The organism is Pseudomonas sp. B15(2017) (assembly GCF_002113215.1).
Taxonomy (GTDB): domain Bacteria; phylum Pseudomonadota; class Gammaproteobacteria; order Pseudomonadales; family Pseudomonadaceae; genus Aquipseudomonas.
This window is the reverse complement of record NZ_NEJZ01000006.1, coordinates 111,313-127,066: the sequence shown is the minus strand read 5'-3', so window position 1 is coordinate 127,066 and position 15,754 is coordinate 111,313. Positions and strand designations below refer to the sequence as shown.

Sequence of the window (15,754 nt, the reverse complement as noted above, 5' to 3'; positions counted from 1 at the left end):
GGATGCCAGAAGCGCGGAATTTTCATCCTTTGTAACCATTTTGTCATCACATTCAGATACCCAGACCTATGACCGATTTCCTCGATACCGATTACACCCAACGCTTCATCTTCGATGACAGCGACACTCGCGGCGAACTGGTGTCGCTGGAGCGCAGCTATGCCGAAGTGCTCGCCAAGCACCCGTACCCGGAACCGGTTGCGCAATTGCTGGGCGAACTGATGGCTGCCGCGTCGTTGCTGGTGGGCACCCTGAAATTCGATGGCTTGCTGATTCTTCAGGCCCGTTCCGAAGGCCCGATCCCGCTGCTGATGATCGAGTGCTCCAGCGAGCGCGAAATCCGTGGCCTGGCGCGCTATCACGCCGATCAGATTCCGGCCGACGCCACCCTCGGCGAACTGATGCCCAACGGTGTGCTGGCCTTGACCGTCGACCCGATCGTCGGCCAGCGCTATCAGGGCATCGTCGACCTCGACGGCGAAACCCTGTCCGACTGCTTCACCAACTATTTCGTCATGTCCCAGCAGGTTGGCACCCGCTTCAAGCTGTGCGCCGATGGTCGTCGTGCCCGTGGTCTGCTGCTGCAGCAACTGCCGGCCGATCGCTTGAAAGACGAAGAAGAACGCGCCGCCAGCTGGCAGCACATCACCGCGTTGGGCAACACCCTGACCGCTGATGAACTGTTGAGCCTGGACAACGAAACGATTCTGCATCGCCTCTACCATGAAGAGCAGGTTCGTCTGTTCGATGTGCAGAAATTGCGCTTCCACTGCAGCTGCTCCCGCGAGCGTTCGGGCAATGCACTGGTCAGCCTGGGTCTGGAAGATGCGCAGGCACTTGTTGCCGAGCAAGGTGGACAAGTCGAGATCGATTGCCAGTTCTGCAACCAGCGCTACCTGTTCGATGCGGCAGATATCGCTCAATTGTTCGCTGGCGCAGGCGTCGAGACGCCGTCAGAGACCCGGCACTAAAACGGTTCAGCGCAGGTAAATTCACTGCTCAACGACGGAATAACGCCGTTACGACGGGAGGGCCCTACTCTTTTTGGGCTTTTCTGGCATAATCCGGCCCACTTTTTTCGCGGTAGTAGTGCACGACTTTCTACTACAAAACGTTTGGAGCACACTCGGCCACTGGCCGACGGGGAACCTCATGACGCAAGCCAATAACGCCGTGTACACCGATCTGAGTGTTGATGATCTGGTAAAAGAAGCCCTGAACCGCGGTGAAGGCGAGCTTGCCGATACCGGCGCTCTGGTTGTTCGCACCGGTCACCGCACCGGCCGTTCGCCAGTCGACCGTTTCATCGTTGAAGAGCCTTCCACCCAGGCTGCCATTGCCTGGGGCCCGATCAACCGCAAGTTCCCGGCCGACAAGTTCGACGCGCTGTGGGCTCGTGTTGAAGCATTCAACAACGCGCAAGAGCATTTCGTTTCCCACGTGCATGTAGGCGCGGCCGAAGATCACTACCTGGCCGTGAAGATGACCACCCAGACTGCCTGGCAGAACCTGTTCGGTCGTTGCCTGTTCATCAACCCGGCTCAGTACAACCCGGCCGGTCGCGAAGAGTGGCAAGTGCTGAACGTTGCCAACTTCGAGTGCGTACCAGAGCGTGACGGCACCAACTCCGACGGTTGCGTGATCATCAACTTCGCCCAGAAGAAAGTGCTGATCGCCGGCATGCGTTACGCCGGTGAAATGAAGAAAGCCATGTTCTCCGTGCAGAACTTCCTGCTGCCGGCCGCTGACGTGCTGCCAATGCACTGCGCTGCCAATATCGGCGAAGAAGGCGACGTGACCCTGTTCTTCGGTCTGTCGGGCACCGGCAAGACCACCCTGTCCGCCGACGAAAGCCGTTATCTGATCGGTGACGACGAACACGGCTGGGGCGAAGGCGTTGTCTTCAACATCGAAGGCGGCTGCTACGCCAAGTGCATCGACTTGTCCGAGAAGAACGAGCCGGTCATCTGGAAAGCCATCAAGCACGGCGCGGTGCTGGAAAACGTCGTGATCGACGACGCCAAGCACGCCGACTACGCCGATGTCAGCCTGACCCAGAACAGCCGCGCGGCCTACCCGCTGGAGCACGTTGCCAAGCGTTCCGCGAAGAACCTGGGCGGTGAGCCAAACGCTGTGATCTTCCTGACCTGCGACCTGACCGGCGTCCTGCCACCCGTGTCGATCCTCAACGAAGAACAAGCGGCCTATCACTTCCTGTCCGGCTACACCGCACTGGTGGGCTCGACTGAAATGGGCTCGGGCAGCGGCATCAAGTCGACCTTCTCCACCTGCTTCGGCGCACCATTCTTCCCGCGTCCGGCCGGCGAATACGCTGAACTGCTGATCAAGCGCATCCGCGGCTTCGGCTCCAAGGTCTACCTGGTCAACACCGGCTGGACCGGCGGTGGCTACGGCGTCGGCAAACGCTTCAACATCCCGACCACCCGCGCGGTGATCGCAGCGATCCAGAGCGGCGCGCTGATCGGCGCAGCCACCGAGCACCTGGACACCATCAACCTGGACGTGCCACTGGCTGTACCGGGCGTCGAAACCAACCTGCTCAACCCGCGCAACACCTGGGCTGACAAGGCTGCGTACGACGAAGCTGCCAAAGCACTGGCCGGTCTGTTCATCGAGAACTTCAAGAAGTTCGAAGTGAGCGACGCGATCAAGGCTGCCGGGCCTAAGTTGTAAGACTGGGTTTTGGTGAATGAAAAAGCCGCCTCTTGAGGGCGGCTTTTTTGTGGGTGATTGGTTAGACATCGTTGTCAGATCAGCTGCCATTATTCCCGCAGAGTCCGCGCTGAACAGCCAGAATAATGCTACTTAAGGGTCCGCGAACTCCTAAGCATTTTTTCTCCAGTCATCATGGCCATTGCCTTCTGGTATGCAGCACTCGCAGCACTTCCACAGCATCAAATTTGATTGCGTAGATGATGATGTAGTTTGGGGTGACGACGATTTCGCGGGTGCCTTCCGCGATACCTTTTCGGTATATGGCTGGGTGCTTGCGAGCGCTTTCTCCTTTCAGTTCGAAAACCTCATCGAGCTCAATCGCTGCAACGGGATTTTCCTGTCCGATACGCTCCATGATGTTGTCTCGGTCATCCAGCGCCTCTTGGCGCCAGACCAACCTCATCAACGTACTCGCTGACGCAAGGCATCCCGCTTGGCGGCAAATAATTTGCGAGCGTCTTCATCGCTGACGCTGGGTCTTGTGTCATCAATGCTGATTTGTACCTGTTGTTTGACCCATTCTTCATATGCAGCGGCTTCATGAGCTTGCTTCATCGCTTCGGCGCGATCAGGGCGAGCATAGGTTTTTATTTGAAGAGGATCATAACTGGAGGCGTCCACATCGAAGTGATTGATACCCACTCCTTGCAGGTAGGTCACCAGTGTTTCGAACCGCTTAAACAGCCGCACCTGGCCACTGCGTTGCGCCGCCAGTGAATACTCTTTGCTTCCTTGCTGAACTTGAATCGACCAGCCACCGGGCTTGGCGACGATATGTGCGCTACTGATCGAACCGCTCTCAAACAGTCGCGTGAGAGTGCTGTGATCAATGGTTTCAATGGTCATGAAAGCAAGCCCTTGGTTGAACAATGGCTCCCATCGTACGCAATCAATAATAGTTTGCAAAATTCAGGTCCTTAAGTTTTGCGCCGGAAATGTCAGCGTCAGTGTTCGAGATGGAGACAGACAGTTCTAGCCATGAACACGCCTGCCCGAAGTTCGTCAGGCCGGGGCTTTCCAGCTGAGCACTTTCTGCTGGGCGACTTGCAGCAGGTCACAGCCGTCTTTGGTCAGCAGGTAGAGGGCGTGGGTGATGTGCGGGATGTCTTCGACGTCGGCGTGTTTGAAGCAGAGGCAGTAGAGGGTTTGCAGCAGGTCGCTTGAGGCGCGTAGGCGCTGGACGGCGCATTCGAGGATGTCTTGCGGGTTGGCTTCGGTGTCGATGACGAGGGGCTTGGTGTCGGTGAGATTGGAGTCGAGTGGGCGGTAGCGATTGGAGTGGAGCTCGTTCCATGATTTCATTTTTTAGATCCTCAATTGCTTCGAATGAAGCCACCACATCGTGACCAAGCGACTGGAGGCGACTGTGTTCGGGTTGGTCAACCGGTGAGGATCATGCACATACCCGGCACGCTCGAAAGCGTCCCAAACACAGCCACCATAACGCTGCTGGCAATTGAGTGCCGGCAGCATACAGCGGACGCGAATGCATGATCCATTCGGGTGACCAAGCCCGAGTCGCTGAATTGTCAGCGACAGTCACAACTATAGGTTTCGGCCCACTGGCGCCGATAGAAGACAAGGCGCCGCTGCGTGTAGGAACGGGATGCAGATTCGTGCAGCCCGTTCCTACGGATCAATCACGGTTTTCAACGAATCGATCGATACGCCTCAATATCCAGCACACTCGTGGTCAGCCCGGTCGCCGGGGTATAGATCGTGCCTTTCACCGTCGAGAACGGAACGCCTTTGCTGCCCAGCGAAACGTAGCGCTCGCCTTGATCCAGCTCGGTGAACCAGGTGTAGGAACACTTCTCCATGGCCTTGTATTTCGCTGCCGCGTTGACGATGGCGGCGGTGTGGTTGCGAAGGGCGGCATCGGTGAGGTTGAGGTTTTTGTCGAGTACGGTGCCCCAGCGTTTCAGGCAGACCTCGGCAAAGTGGCGCACGATCAGGCCGGGTTCGGCCAGCACTTTTGGACCACTGTTGCCATCGGCGGAGGCGTTGCCCACCAGGGTGGCGTGACGGCCGGGCATCGGGAAGATGCTGGTCTTGGTTCCGGTCGCGGTTTGCGGGATGACGCAACTGAAGCCCTTGGAACGTTCATCCCGAGCGTAGAAACCCACATACTCTTTTACGTTGCTGTTGAGCTTTACCCGATGTTCCTGAAAGTTGCCAATACCTGGCACCGGGTCAATGGCGAAGATATTCACTGGAATGTTTTTCAGTGCACTGTCCTTGAACATGACATTGGCCAGCATGTGACAACTGATACCCCCGCGGCTCCAGCCCACCAGATTGACTTTTGTTGGAATAACACCACCCTTTCGGAAGGTTTTAATAATCTGCTCCTGTAACTTCTGTTGCGTGACGCTGCGATCGCCATAGTTGTATTTGCGCCACAGCCACGAACCTTCGACCTTTACATCTTCAATCGGGATGCCGGCGGCTTTGAGGCGGTTATATTCCGCTTCGGTCAGTTGCTCGCGCTGCCAGTCACATTGGCCCTTGATGATGTTTACCGCGTGTTGGACGTTCTCCTCCCAGCCCTTGCCGAACAAAGTTCCGCTGAGACCGTAGTCCTTGGATTTGGTGAACAGATCATCAGCTTGCAGGTTGCTGGTACCGGGGCCATCGACGACGATCCATTCGGCGAACTCGCGCCCCGTGTGATGAGACGCAAGTGTGGAGACCAATTCTCCATTCCAATAGTTTTCGTGAGTATCATCAAACTTTGTCGAACCTGTACCGCAAAAGAAAATAGTCAGCGTAGTCATGTTATTGCTCTTGGTTGATGTAAGAGCGAACAGGCTAGTTCTGAACTTTGCTGTAAGGGAAGTGGTGGGTTGTTGCGAACTTTGTAAGTTTGTCCGCGAGCGCTAATTATTTAATCGTTGCCTGGCAACTTCCAATAAGTCGCAGCCGTCCTGCGTCAATAAATAAAGCGCATTGACGATGTTGGGGATGTCTTTTACATCGGCCTGTTTGAAACACAAGCAGTAAAGAGTTTCCAGAAGATCGCTGGCGGCGCGCAACCGAAGATCGGCGGCATCGAGTAAGTCAACCGGTGTTGCTTCGGTGTCGATGACCATTACCGGGTTGTTGCCGTCGCAGCTCTTGAGAGGGCGAAAACGATTATTCAGCGGTGTGGAAATGTTCATGTTTGAGGCGTGTCCTTTTCGAAGTCGCTTCGGCGGGCCGACACAGAGTTTTCAGTCGCGCCGGCCACTATAGAAGGGCTCCTTCGAATGGGACAAGACAGCCACAATGGACAGAATTCGTAGGGGTTTTTCCGGGGTTCGGGCATTTTCCCTACGCAGTTTTACGGCTTTTTCACAGCCAAACCCTGAGTGGAGAGATTTCCTACGTGTTTAGCGGGCGATTCCCGTTAAACATCTGTATGGTGCGCGCCAGAATCCGTGGGGCGTTTCCGGACGTCCGACCCAGACTTAAAGGGAATTAGGTATGCAGTGGCTACGAATGGCCTCGATCATTTTGCTTTGGGCCAGTGGATGTCGTTTGGCGTTGGCCTCCGAGGCGGGCAACGGACTGTTGCTCGCGCACGTGGAGCGCACGGACTGGCCGGACGCACTCACGACCCAGGCCGGCATCGACACGGCTTCCCGTGCCGAAGTGTTGATGTTCGGCAAGGCACTGCTGGCCTGCGAAGGCCTGGATGAATCCGCACTCAAACAACGCCTGGGTGTGCCGCATGCGCAGCTCAAGTCAATCCGTCAGGTGCGTGAGGGTTTATGGGATCGTCTGCTCGCCACCTATCGCAACGCCAGTCAGAGCTGCGACGAGCAAGCGTTCTGCCCACGGGTGCGCAGTGTTGCCGACCTGCGTCAGCTGGCGGCGGCATTCACCGGTGATATCAGCCCGGCCCATGCACTGTGGGCCAGCAAAAGCCTGGGCGTGCATGAGCAGCTGTTGAACGAGCAATTGCGAGTGGCGGTGTTGCAGCCGTAGAGTCTGCTAAGCCGTTGGCGTGGGGCTCGCCGCCACCACGCTGGCGAGTGGCGGAAGCTCGCCGGGAAAGGGCAGGCACCCGCCCAGTAACAGGCTCTGGACAAGAAGGGCGAAGAGCAATTTCAAACGGTTCGACATATTCATTCCTTGGCGAGTCTCTAGATGTATCGGCCGTCCTGGCGCGATGAATGTCGGACGTTACTCTCGCCACGGCGATGCAGGCGAGGAACAAAGTGTTTCGTTTGTTTCAAGCCGTGACTCGGCATTTCACGCTGTATCATCCCGTATCGATTTGACCCCCGACCTTTCTCGACGCGCTGCGATCGCCCGCTAGGCTGTTGGCATCACAGCGGTCAACGGAGTGACAGCGAATGCACAACACCCTGGAACAGGTTTTCGGTTATCCACAGTTTCGTCCCGGTCAAGAAGCGGCAATCAGCGCCGTTCTCGCCGGGCGCTCGGCGGCTGCGATCTTTCCCACCGGCTCCGGCAAGTCCCTTTGTTATCAGGTGCCGGCAATCCTGCTGCCACACCTGACGCTGGTGGTCTCGCCGCTGCTGGCGTTGATGCAGGATCAGCTGGAGTTCTTGCGTCGGCACGGGATTTCGGCAGGCAGCATCGATTCGGCGCAGAGCCGCGAAGACGCCAACAATGTGATGGCTCGCGCCCGTTCCGGTGAACTGAAGATCCTGATGATTTCCGTGGAGCGTTTGAAGAACGAGCGCTTTCGCAACTTTTTGCAGCAGGTGCCGATCTCGCTGCTGGTGGTGGACGAGGCGCACTGCATCTCCGAGTGGGGCCACAATTTCCGCCCCGACTACCTCAAGCTGCCGGACTACCAGCGCCAGTTCAACATCCCGCAAACCTTGCTGCTGACCGCCACGGCAACACCGAAAGTCATCGCCGACATGCAGGCGAAATTCGCCATCGCTGCAGAAGATGTGGTGACCACCGGTTTCTATCGGCCCAACCTCAATCTGCTGGTCGAGCCGGTGCGTGGACAGGACAAGCGCCGCCGGCTGGTGGAGTGGATGAGCGAGCGTGCGGGTCAGCCGAGCATCGTCTACGTCACCCTGCAGAAAACCGCCGAACAGATTGCCGAACATCTTGAGCGCAATGGCATTCAGGCCGAGGCTTATCACGCCGGTTTGCCCCATGAGCAACGGGACGCGATCCAGAAGCACTTCATGAGCGGACAGTCCAATTGCATCGTCGCCACCATTGCCTTCGGCATGGGTATCGACAAGAGCGACATCCGCAATGTGGTGCATTTCGACCTGCCCAAATCCATCGAAAACTACAGCCAGGAAATCGGTCGCGCCGGGCGTGACGGGCAGCCGTCCGATTGCCTGGTGCTGGCCAACCGCGACAGCCTCAACGTGCTGGAAAACTTTGTGTACGGCGACACGCCGGAACAGGATGGCATTCGCCATGTGTTGGACGAGTTGCAGGCCGCCGCAGCCGAAGGCCAATGGGAGTTTCTGCTCGGGCCGTTGGCGGATCAGAGCAACATTCGTTCGTTGCCTTTGAAGACGTTGCTGGTGCAGCTGGAACTGCGAGGGCTGATTGCCCCGCGCTACGCGTACTACGCCGAATACCGTTTCAAGTACTTGCTGGAGCCCGAAGCGCTGCTTGAGCGTTTCGAGGGCGAGCGCAGGGATTTCGTTGCCGCGATCATCCAGACCTCAAGCCGCGCGCGTACTTGGGCCACGGTGAATTTCGAGGCGATGTACGAGCAGTATTCGGCCGAGCGCAATCGGGTGGTGAAGGCACTGGATTATTTCCAGGAAAAGGGCTGGGTCGAGCTTGAGAGCAAGCAGATGACCGAGGTCTACAACGTCCTGCGCGGCGATTTCGACAGCCAGGCCTTGAGCGCTGAACTGCACGACTATTTCACCCGCCATGAGCAAACCGAAGTGGCGCGGATTCACGCCATGCTCGAGCTGTTCGCCACCGAGCGATGCCTTGGTTATCGGCTGGCCGAATATTTCGGCGATCACGATGCGCCGCAGCAGTGCGGGCATTGTTCGGTGTGTCACGGGCAAGTCGCCCGGCTGCCGACAACTCCGGAATTGCCGGCGCTTGTGGGTAAAAATTTCGCGGCGTTGTGTGGCGATTTTATCCACAGGCATCAGCAGCACGCTGGCAGTACTCCGTCGGCGGAGCAGGTTACCCGGTTCCTGTGCGGCATCAGCGTGCCGTTGTTTACCAAGCTCAAGGCGCGGGCCATTTCCGGGTTTGCGGCGCTGGAGGAATATCCCTACGCCGAGGTGAGGGCCTGGGCTCAGGCGCATCTCTGAGTTCTCGAATCCATCTGCTGAATGTCGATCATCACGGCCATGAACTTCAAAAATGCCCGGTGGCTGACTATGGTGATGGCTGTCTTCGGATCGCCAACAAGAGAACAACATGAGCCAGAAATCCTTCGCTATTCAGCAGGCCGCCGTGATCGGCGCCGGCACCATGGGCCGCGGCATTGTCATGTGCCTGGCCAACGCCGGCGTGTCAGTGCAGTGGGTCGATAACAATCCACAGATGCTCGAGCAGGCGCTGGCCACCGTGGCCGACAACTATGCGCACAACGTGCGACAGGGGCGAATTGAACAGGCCGATGCCGATGCCCGGATCGCCCGTATCAGCGCAGCGGCGGACTATGTGGCGATCCGCAACGTCGATCTGGTGATCGAAGCGGTGTACGAAAACCTTGAACTCAAGCAGAAGATCTTCCGCGAGCTCGATGGCGTGCTGAAGCCTGAGGCGCTGCTGGCGAGCAATACCTCGGCGCTGGACATCGACGCCATCGCCGCCGCGACACGGCGTCCGACTCAAGTGCTGGGCCTGCATTTCTTCAGCCCGGCGCACATCATGAAATTGCTGGAAATAGTCCGTGGCGCGCAGACCTCGCCAGCGGTGCTTGAAACCGCGCTTGAGCTGGGCAAGCGCATGGGCAAGGTCAGTGTGGTGTCGGGCAACTGCCACGGATTCATCGGCAACCGCATGCTGCATCCGTATGTGCTCGAAGCGCGCAAGATGTTGCTCGAAGGGGCATACCCGCAGCAGGTCGATGCGGCATTGCAGAGTTTCGGTTTCGCCATGGGGCCGTTTCGCATGTACGACGTGGTCGGCATCGATCTTGAGTGGCGCGCTCGCGAGCTTGCCGGCAAGGGGCAGGACGCGCCCGAGGTTCAGGTGGATAACCGCTTGTGCGAACGGGGCCGGTTCGGTCAGAAGTCTGGCAATGGTTATTACCACTACGAGCCCGGCAGTCGTCAGGCCGAACATGATCCCGAGGTCGATGCGCTGGTGTTGAGTGTCAGCGAAGGTTTGGGGTTTCATCGCCGGGATATCGGCTCGGAGGAGATCCTGGAGCGGTGCCTGTTGGCGTTGGTCAACGAGGGCGCAAAGATCCTGCAGGAAGGGATTGCCGAGTCGGCGCATGACATCGATCAGGTCTATCTGAATGGCTACGGCTTCCCGGTAGAGCGAGGCGGGCCGATGGCCTGGGCGGACGATCAGGGGCTGGCTGACATTCACAAGCGATTGCTGGCGCTGGAGACCCGGCAGGGCGATCACTGGCGGCCGGCGTCATTGATTGGCGAGCTGGCGGCGCGAGGCAAGGGTTTTTACCTTTAGACTGGGCAAATCACTCCAGGAATCGACACTCATGTCTAACCCGATGCCGCAACGCAGCGACTACCCGCACTTCCAGCCGATCACCACGCGCTGGCATGACAACGACGCCTATGGCCACGTCAACAACGTCACCTATTACAGCTTCTTCGACACGGCGGTGAACACCTACCTGATCCAGGTCGGAGGGCTGGATATCCATGACGGCGAGGTGGTGGGGTTTGTGGTGAGTTCGTCCTGCGACTACTTCGCGTCGATTGCTTTCCCGGATCGAATCGAAATCGGTCTGCGGGTCGGCAAGCTGGGCAACAGTTCGGTGCAATACGAACTGGCGGTGTTCAAGGAAGGAGAGGTGGAAGCCTGTGCGGCCGGACGTTTCGTGCATGTATTCGTCGACCGGGCATCCAATCGGCCGGTGGCGATTCCAGCCCGATTGCGCCAAGCGATGGAACGCCTGGCGGTGTGACAGGCAAAAAAAATCGCAGCCCGGGGGAGCTGCGATCTGGCTGTTACGGCAACGAGGTCAAACCTCAGTCGCGGTAGTAGCGGTGGTGCTTGCGATGACCATAGGCATGACCACGACCTGGGTGACGGTCGCGGTAATAGCGACGATCATCATGGCGACGATCGTAACGGCGATCATCGTCGTCACTCTTGTTGCCCATGTAGTTGCCCAGCGCGCCACCGGCGCCGCCGCCGGCTGCTGCGCCGATCAGGCTGCCGGTGGTGCCGCCCATGCTGCGGCCGACCACGTTGCCGCCGGCTGCGCCCAGCGCACCACCGATGGCTGCTTCGCCACGGCTGCGCTTGTCGGCGCCGACCGCACTACCACCCGCGCCGCCCAGGGCTGCGCCAATGGTTGAACCTGTACTGCCGCCTAACGACTGACCGACGACCGAGCCAAGAACCCCGCCCAATGCGCCGCCCACACCTGCTTCGGTGGTGCCTCCGGCAGAAGCGAAGCCACTGACCAGGCCAAGGGACAACAAGAGAATCGAGGAGAACTTCATAGAGGAGCCTCAAAGGGATGACGGCGCGATCCTGAGGCTCTGGAATGGGCGTGACAATCGAAATCCGACGAATAACACGACTTGTATACAATTCTGCAACTTACTGATTTTTGGGCGGAACTTAACGGATTTTCGCCGGTCTTTAGCTACTTCACAAAGGCCGCTTTTATGCAAAAGCGGCCTTTTTTGTGGGCGCAGAAAAGTTTTGTATCAGGCCGATCTGGCCATAATCAGCCCCGTCTCACTCGCCGCTTCCAGCCGGATAGCGATGAACTTCGACGTCGGCGTATGGCTGCCATCGCCGGTGCTTTCCAGCGGTACCAACGGATTCACCTCAGGGTAATAAGCCGCTGCCTGCCCCGCCGGAATGTCGAACGCCAGCAGCGTGAAGCCCTTCACCCGACGCTCGCGGCCATCGTCCCACAGCGACACGATGTCAGCCTTTTGCCCCGGCTTGAAGCCCAGACGAATGATGTCGGCTTCGTTGGCGAACAGCACATCACGCTGTCCCTTCACGCCGCGATAACGGTCGTCCAGACCATAAATCGTGGTGTTGTACTGATCGTGGGAACGCATCGATTGCAGGATCAGGTCCGGCAGTTTGCCGGTAGCGCGAGTGCGCTCGTGGATCAGGTCCTTGGGCAGCATGTTCGGCTTGAAGTTGGCCCGCCCCGACGTGGTGTTCCACTTGCGCGCGCCGGCGCTGTTGCCGAGGTAGAAGCCGCCCGGGTTCTTGACCTTCTCGTTGAAATCCTTGAAGCCCGGGATGGTGTCGGCAATCAGTTCGCGGATGCGTCGGTAGTCGGCCACCAGCCAGTTCCAGTCCACCGGTTTGCTGCCCAGGGTTGCGGCGGCGATGCCGGCGATGATCGACGGCTCCGAACGCATCTGGTTCGACAGCGGCTGCAACTGGCCGTTGGAAGCGTGCACCATGCTGAACGAATCTTCCACGGTGACGGCCTGCGGGCCTTCGGTCTGGATGTCGATGTCAGTACGGCCCAGGCACGGCAGGATCAACGCTTCCTTGCCGTGGGCCAGATGGCTGCGGTTGAGCTTGGTGCTGATCTGCACAGTCAGGTCGCAGTTGCTCAGCGCCTGGAAGGTGCGCGAGCTGTCCGGCGTGGCCTGGGCAAAGTTGCCGCCCAGACCGATGAACACCTTGGCGCGGCCTTCGGCCATCGCGTGAATCGCTTCGACCACGTTGTGCCCGTTGTGGCGCGGCACCTTGAACTGGAAGCGACGCTCCAGGGAATCGAGGAACGCCACCGGCGGACGCTCGTTGATACCCATGGTGCGGTCGCCCTGTACGTTACTGTGGCCACGCACCGGGCACAGACCCGCGCCGGGCTTGCCGATGTTGCCGCGCAGCAGCATCAGGTTGGCGATTTCCTGGATGGTCGGCACCGAATGACGATGTTGGGTGATGCCCATCGCCCAGCACATGATCACGTTCTTGCCTTTGGCGTACATGCGCGCCGCTTGCTCGATTTCCACCAGCGTCAGGCCGGACTGCGCGACGATCTGCTCCCACGGCGTGTCGTCGACGACACCGAGGTATTCCAGCACGTTGACGCTGTGCTCATTGAGGAAGTCGTGATCGAACACCGCCGGCGCACCGGCCTTCTGCGCATCGCGTTCCCATTGCAGCAGGAACTTGGCCATGCCGCGCAGGACCGCCATGTCGCCGCCCAGTGCCGGGCGGAAATACGCGGTGTTGGTCGGCTTGTCGCCGTTGGTGAGCATTTCGATCGGGTGCTGCGGATGCTGGAAGCGCTCCAGGCCGCGTTCTTTCAGCGGGTTGATGCACACCACCTGAGCGCCGCGTTTCACCGCTTCGCGCAGCGGTTCGAGCATGCGCGGGTGGTTGGTGCCCGGGTTCTGGCCCCAGACGAAAATTGCATCGGCGTGTTCGAAGTCATCGAAGGTCACGGTGCCTTTGCCGACACCAACGCTTTGCGCAAGCGCAACACCGCTGGCCTCGTGGCACATGTTCGAGCAGTCGGGGAAGTTGTTGGTGCCGAAGGCGCGCACGAATAGTTGATACAGGTACGCCGCTTCGTTGCTGGCGCGGCCCGAGGTGTAGAACTCGGCCTGATCCGGACTCGACAGCCCTTGCAGGTGTTTGCCGATCAGCGCGTAGGCATCGTCCCAACTGATCGGCTTGTAGTGATCGGTTTCGGCGTCATAGACCATTGGCTCGGTCAGACGACCCTGATATTCGAGCCAGTAGTCGCTCTGCTCCAGCAACGCAGTGACGCTGTGCTTGGCGAAGAATTTGCCGTCCACCCGACGCTTGGTCGCTTCCCAGTTCACCGCTTTGGCGCCGTTCTCGCAGAACTTGACCATGCCGCTTTCCGGCGAATCACCCCAGGCGCAGCCCGGGCAGTCAAAGCCGCCGTTCTGGTTGGTCTTGAGCATCGCGCGCAGGTTTTTCAACGCGTTGTCACTGGTCAGCCAGGCCTGGGCCACGCTGATCAGTGCGCCCCAGCCACCGGCTGGGCCCTTGTAAGGCTTGTAGCGCGGAACGGGTTTCTGGTCGGCTTGATGGTGTTGGCTCACGGGTGTTTCTCCATTTCTGGGCTATACACCCGCGGCGCGTTTTTTTGCGGCAGGTGGATGAGATTGAGGTTATGGCGTCGGGCCCATTGCACGGCGAGGCCGGTGGGCGCGGACAGGCTGACCAGGGTCTGAATCCCGGCCCGAAGGACTTTCTGGATCAACTCGAGGCTGCAACGGCTGGTGACAATCGCCAGGCCGCCCGTTGTGGATATCTTTTGCCGGATCAGGCCGCCGATCAGTTTGTCGAGGGCGTTGTGCCGTCCGATGTCTTCGCGACCCAGCAGCAATTCACCGCTGGCGTTCATGAACACCGCCGCATGTACCGCGCCGCAGTGCTGGCCCAGCGGCTGAAACGCGCCGATGCGCTGTCGCAGACCGTCGAGCCATTCGATGGGCGGCAAGGGGGCGCCGGGTAAAACCTTGAGATCAGGCAGCGCCTGTTCCACCGCTTCCACGCCGCACAACCCGCATCCGCTGGTGCCGGCCAGTTGCCGACGCTGTTGCTTGAGGTTCCAGAAGGCGCGGTTGGCGATGGTCACTTGCGCGTATTGCGCCGAGCCCGAGCCGGTCAGTTGCAGGTCGTAGATGTCCGAAGCGTCTTCGATGATGCCGCTGCCGAGGCTGAAGCCGACGATGAAGTCTTCAAGGTCGGTCGGCGTCACCAGCATCACGGCCTGACTGATGCCGTTGTAGGCAATCGCCAGCGCGACCTCTTCGGCCAGCGCGGTGCTGGCCGATTCCGTGAGGGGAAGATCGCTGTAACTGTAGGTCTGACTGGCAGCAGGCGCGGGCGTTTCGAGAGCAGGCGCCGCGCAGGCCGGGCGCTTGGCGTTCATGGCATCACCGACGGATTGATCAACGTTAAGACTAGGCGCGGCAAGTTGTCGCGTCTAATCGCTAGTGTCGATGCTTCGATAGATGCCGTCGATCAAGCGTCCGTTGGTGATTTTTGATAAAGCGCGAAACAGGCTTCGGCCAGCGCCGACCGTGGTGCTCCGCGACGCATGATCAGGCCGAGTCGGGCGAGGGTCTGGGCGTTTTCGATAGGTTGCAGGCGCAGGTTATCCGTAAGGTTTTCCAGACCGCCATCCAGTGGCATCACCGCGCAGCAGAGGCCGCCATGCACCGCTTGCAACAATTGGTGAACGGCATCGGTTTGCAGCAACGGTTGCGGCGTCAGACCTCGGCTGTGGAAGTTGTGGTCGATGGACTGGCGAAAGTGCATGCCGCTGGTGAGCATGCCCAGGGGCAGTTCGATCAGCGATTCCCAACTCAGCGGTGCTTCGCCAAAGCTGAAGAACCGCTGGTCGTAGAGCAGGCCCATCTGCGTTTCACTGAACGCCAGGGATTCAAAACGCTCGCCGTCGAGGCGATCCAGGTAAGACACGCCAATGTCGATGCGGTTGTTCGCCAGTTGCTCCAGAACCTGTTCGGAGCTCAGCGAGGACAGTTCAAAGCGCAGGTTCGGGTGTTGCGCATGCAGGCGTTGCATCAAGGGCAAGGCATCGAAACTCGACAACGGCACCACGCCCAGCCGCAGGGTGCCGATCAGGTTGCCGCGACAGGCCGCCGCTTCCGCCTGTAAACCGTCATAGGCCGCCAGCACCGTGCGCGCCCAGGCCAGCACCCGTTCCCCCGGCGCGGTGAAACCTTCGAAGCGCTGGCCACGGTTGACCAGTGGCAGGTCGAGTTCTTCTTCGAGGCTGCGCAGACGCATCGACAAGGTCGGTTGGGTAATGTGGCAGCGGGCGGCGGCCTGGCCGAAATGGCGGGTTTCGTCGAGGGCGATGAGGAATTTCAGCTGCTTGATGTCCATCTTCGCTCCGGGGCGCTGGCAAGGGTGGGCGATT

15 protein-coding genes are annotated in these 15,754 nt (G+C 59.3%); 6 read left to right on the top strand and 9 right to left on the bottom strand.

Annotation, left to right across the window (positions count from 1 at the left end):
• Positions 1–68 precede the first annotated feature (68 nt).
• A complete protein-coding gene (hslO, locus tag CAF73_RS11485; RefSeq protein ID WP_085702733.1) occupies positions 69–971 on the top strand; it encodes an Hsp33 family molecular chaperone HslO in 903 nt (300 codons plus the stop codon).
• A gap of 181 nt (positions 972–1,152) precedes the next feature.
• Complete coding sequence (locus CAF73_RS11480) at positions 1,153–2,694, top strand: phosphoenolpyruvate carboxykinase (RefSeq protein ID WP_085702732.1); 1,542 nt, start codon at positions 1,153–1,155, stop codon at positions 2,692–2,694.
• Positions 2,695–2,866: 172 nt separating this feature from the next.
• On the opposite strand, the gene CAF73_RS11475 is transcribed toward CAF73_RS11480, so the two are convergent.
• The 5 genes from CAF73_RS11475 to CAF73_RS11455 form a co-directional block, all read right to left on the bottom strand.
• Positions 2,867–3,139, bottom strand: coding sequence for a type II toxin-antitoxin system RelE/ParE family toxin (locus tag CAF73_RS11475; protein ID WP_085698012.1), 273 nt, complete (start codon positions 3,137–3,139; stop codon positions 2,867–2,869).
• Positions 3,139–3,582, bottom strand: a complete 444-nt coding sequence (locus CAF73_RS11470; protein WP_085698013.1) for a hypothetical protein — start codon at positions 3,580–3,582, stop codon at positions 3,139–3,141. The genes CAF73_RS11475 and CAF73_RS11470 overlap by 1 nt, the downstream gene beginning before the upstream one ends.
• Before the next feature lie 156 nt (positions 3,583–3,738).
• Positions 3,739–4,038 carry a hypothetical protein gene (locus CAF73_RS11465; protein ID WP_085702731.1) on the bottom strand — a complete coding sequence of 100 codons (300 nt, stop codon included), beginning with the start codon at positions 4,036–4,038 and terminating at the stop codon, positions 3,739–3,741.
• A 347-nt stretch (positions 4,039–4,385) separates the two neighbouring features.
• Complete coding sequence (locus CAF73_RS11460; protein WP_085698015.1) at positions 4,386–5,513, bottom strand: hypothetical protein; 1,128 nt, start codon at positions 5,511–5,513, stop codon at positions 4,386–4,388.
• 102 nt (positions 5,514–5,615) lie between these two features.
• Positions 5,616–5,897: a hypothetical protein gene (locus CAF73_RS11455; protein WP_085698016.1), complete on the bottom strand. Its 282-nt coding sequence runs from the start codon at positions 5,895–5,897 to the stop codon at positions 5,616–5,618.
• Positions 5,898–6,201: 304 nt separating this feature from the next.
• Between CAF73_RS11455 and CAF73_RS11450 the strand changes: the two genes are divergently transcribed.
• The 4 genes from CAF73_RS11450 (at position 6,202) to CAF73_RS11435 (ending at position 10,801) form a co-directional block, all read left to right on the top strand.
• On the top strand, positions 6,202–6,705 hold the full coding sequence (locus CAF73_RS11450; RefSeq protein ID WP_085702730.1) for a polysaccharide deacetylase: 504 nt from the start codon (positions 6,202–6,204) through the stop codon (positions 6,703–6,705).
• 371 nt (positions 6,706–7,076) lie between these two features.
• Entirely contained in the window at positions 7,077–9,005 is a 1,929-nt protein-coding gene (locus tag CAF73_RS11445) for an ATP-dependent DNA helicase RecQ (protein WP_085702729.1), read from the top strand.
• Between the two features lie 109 nt (positions 9,006–9,114).
• Positions 9,115–10,338, top strand: a complete 1,224-nt coding sequence (locus CAF73_RS11440; RefSeq protein ID WP_085702728.1) for a 3-hydroxyacyl-CoA dehydrogenase — start codon at positions 9,115–9,117, stop codon at positions 10,336–10,338.
• A 31-nt stretch (positions 10,339–10,369) separates the two neighbouring features.
• On the top strand, positions 10,370–10,801 hold the full coding sequence (locus tag CAF73_RS11435; protein ID WP_085698020.1) for a thioesterase family protein: 432 nt from the start codon (positions 10,370–10,372) through the stop codon (positions 10,799–10,801).
• A gap of 64 nt (positions 10,802–10,865) precedes the next feature.
• Here the strand turns inward: CAF73_RS11435 and CAF73_RS11430 are convergent, their stop codons facing one another.
• The 4 genes from CAF73_RS11430 to CAF73_RS11415 all read right to left on the bottom strand — a co-directional run bounded on the left by CAF73_RS11430 (position 10,866) and on the right by CAF73_RS11415 (position 15,720).
• Positions 10,866–11,345: a YMGG-like glycine zipper-containing protein gene (locus CAF73_RS11430; protein ID WP_085698021.1), complete on the bottom strand. Its 480-nt coding sequence runs from the start codon at positions 11,343–11,345 to the stop codon at positions 10,866–10,868.
• Between the two features lie 210 nt (positions 11,346–11,555).
• Positions 11,556–13,904 carry an FdhF/YdeP family oxidoreductase gene (locus tag CAF73_RS11425; protein ID WP_085698022.1) on the bottom strand — a complete coding sequence of 783 codons (2,349 nt, stop codon included), beginning with the start codon at positions 13,902–13,904 and terminating at the stop codon, positions 11,556–11,558.
• Complete coding sequence (gene fdhD / locus CAF73_RS11420) at positions 13,901–14,740, bottom strand: formate dehydrogenase accessory sulfurtransferase FdhD (protein ID WP_085702727.1); 840 nt, start codon at positions 14,738–14,740, stop codon at positions 13,901–13,903. The genes CAF73_RS11425 and fdhD overlap by 4 nt, the downstream gene beginning before the upstream one ends.
• Before the next feature lie 92 nt (positions 14,741–14,832).
• Positions 14,833–15,720, bottom strand: a complete 888-nt coding sequence (locus CAF73_RS11415) for a LysR family transcriptional regulator (protein ID WP_064382760.1) — start codon at positions 15,718–15,720, stop codon at positions 14,833–14,835.
• Positions 15,721–15,754 lie beyond the last annotated feature (34 nt).

Coding starts and splice junctions, on each gene's coding strand:
- CAF73_RS11460 (WP_085698015.1), bottom strand. CDS start 5,513: ATGACTACGCTGACTATTTTCTTTTGCGGTACAGGTTCGACAAAGTTT.
- CAF73_RS11465 (WP_085702731.1), bottom strand. CDS start 4,038: ATGAAATCATGGAACGAGCTCCACTCCAATCGCTACCGCCCACTCGAC.
- CAF73_RS11475 (WP_085698012.1), bottom strand. CDS start 3,139: ATGAGGTTGGTCTGGCGCCAAGAGGCGCTGGATGACCGAGACAACATC.
- CAF73_RS11435 (WP_085698020.1), top strand. CDS start 10,370: ATGTCTAACCCGATGCCGCAACGCAGCGACTACCCGCACTTCCAGCCG.
- CAF73_RS11415 (WP_064382760.1), bottom strand. CDS start 15,720: ATGGACATCAAGCAGCTGAAATTCCTCATCGCCCTCGACGAAACCCGC.
- CAF73_RS11445 (WP_085702729.1), top strand. CDS start 7,077: ATGCACAACACCCTGGAACAGGTTTTCGGTTATCCACAGTTTCGTCCC.
- CAF73_RS11480 (WP_085702732.1), top strand. CDS start 1,153: ATGACGCAAGCCAATAACGCCGTGTACACCGATCTGAGTGTTGATGAT.
- fdhD (WP_085702727.1), bottom strand. CDS start 14,740: ATGAACGCCAAGCGCCCGGCCTGCGCGGCGCCTGCTCTCGAAACGCCC.
- CAF73_RS11455 (WP_085698016.1), bottom strand. CDS start 5,897: ATGAACATTTCCACACCGCTGAATAATCGTTTTCGCCCTCTCAAGAGC.
- CAF73_RS11440 (WP_085702728.1), top strand. CDS start 9,115: ATGAGCCAGAAATCCTTCGCTATTCAGCAGGCCGCCGTGATCGGCGCC.
- hslO (WP_085702733.1), top strand. CDS start 69: ATGACCGATTTCCTCGATACCGATTACACCCAACGCTTCATCTTCGAT.
- CAF73_RS11450 (WP_085702730.1), top strand. CDS start 6,202: ATGCAGTGGCTACGAATGGCCTCGATCATTTTGCTTTGGGCCAGTGGA.
- CAF73_RS11430 (WP_085698021.1), bottom strand. CDS start 11,345: ATGAAGTTCTCCTCGATTCTCTTGTTGTCCCTTGGCCTGGTCAGTGGC.
- CAF73_RS11470 (WP_085698013.1), bottom strand. CDS start 3,582: ATGACCATTGAAACCATTGATCACAGCACTCTCACGCGACTGTTTGAG.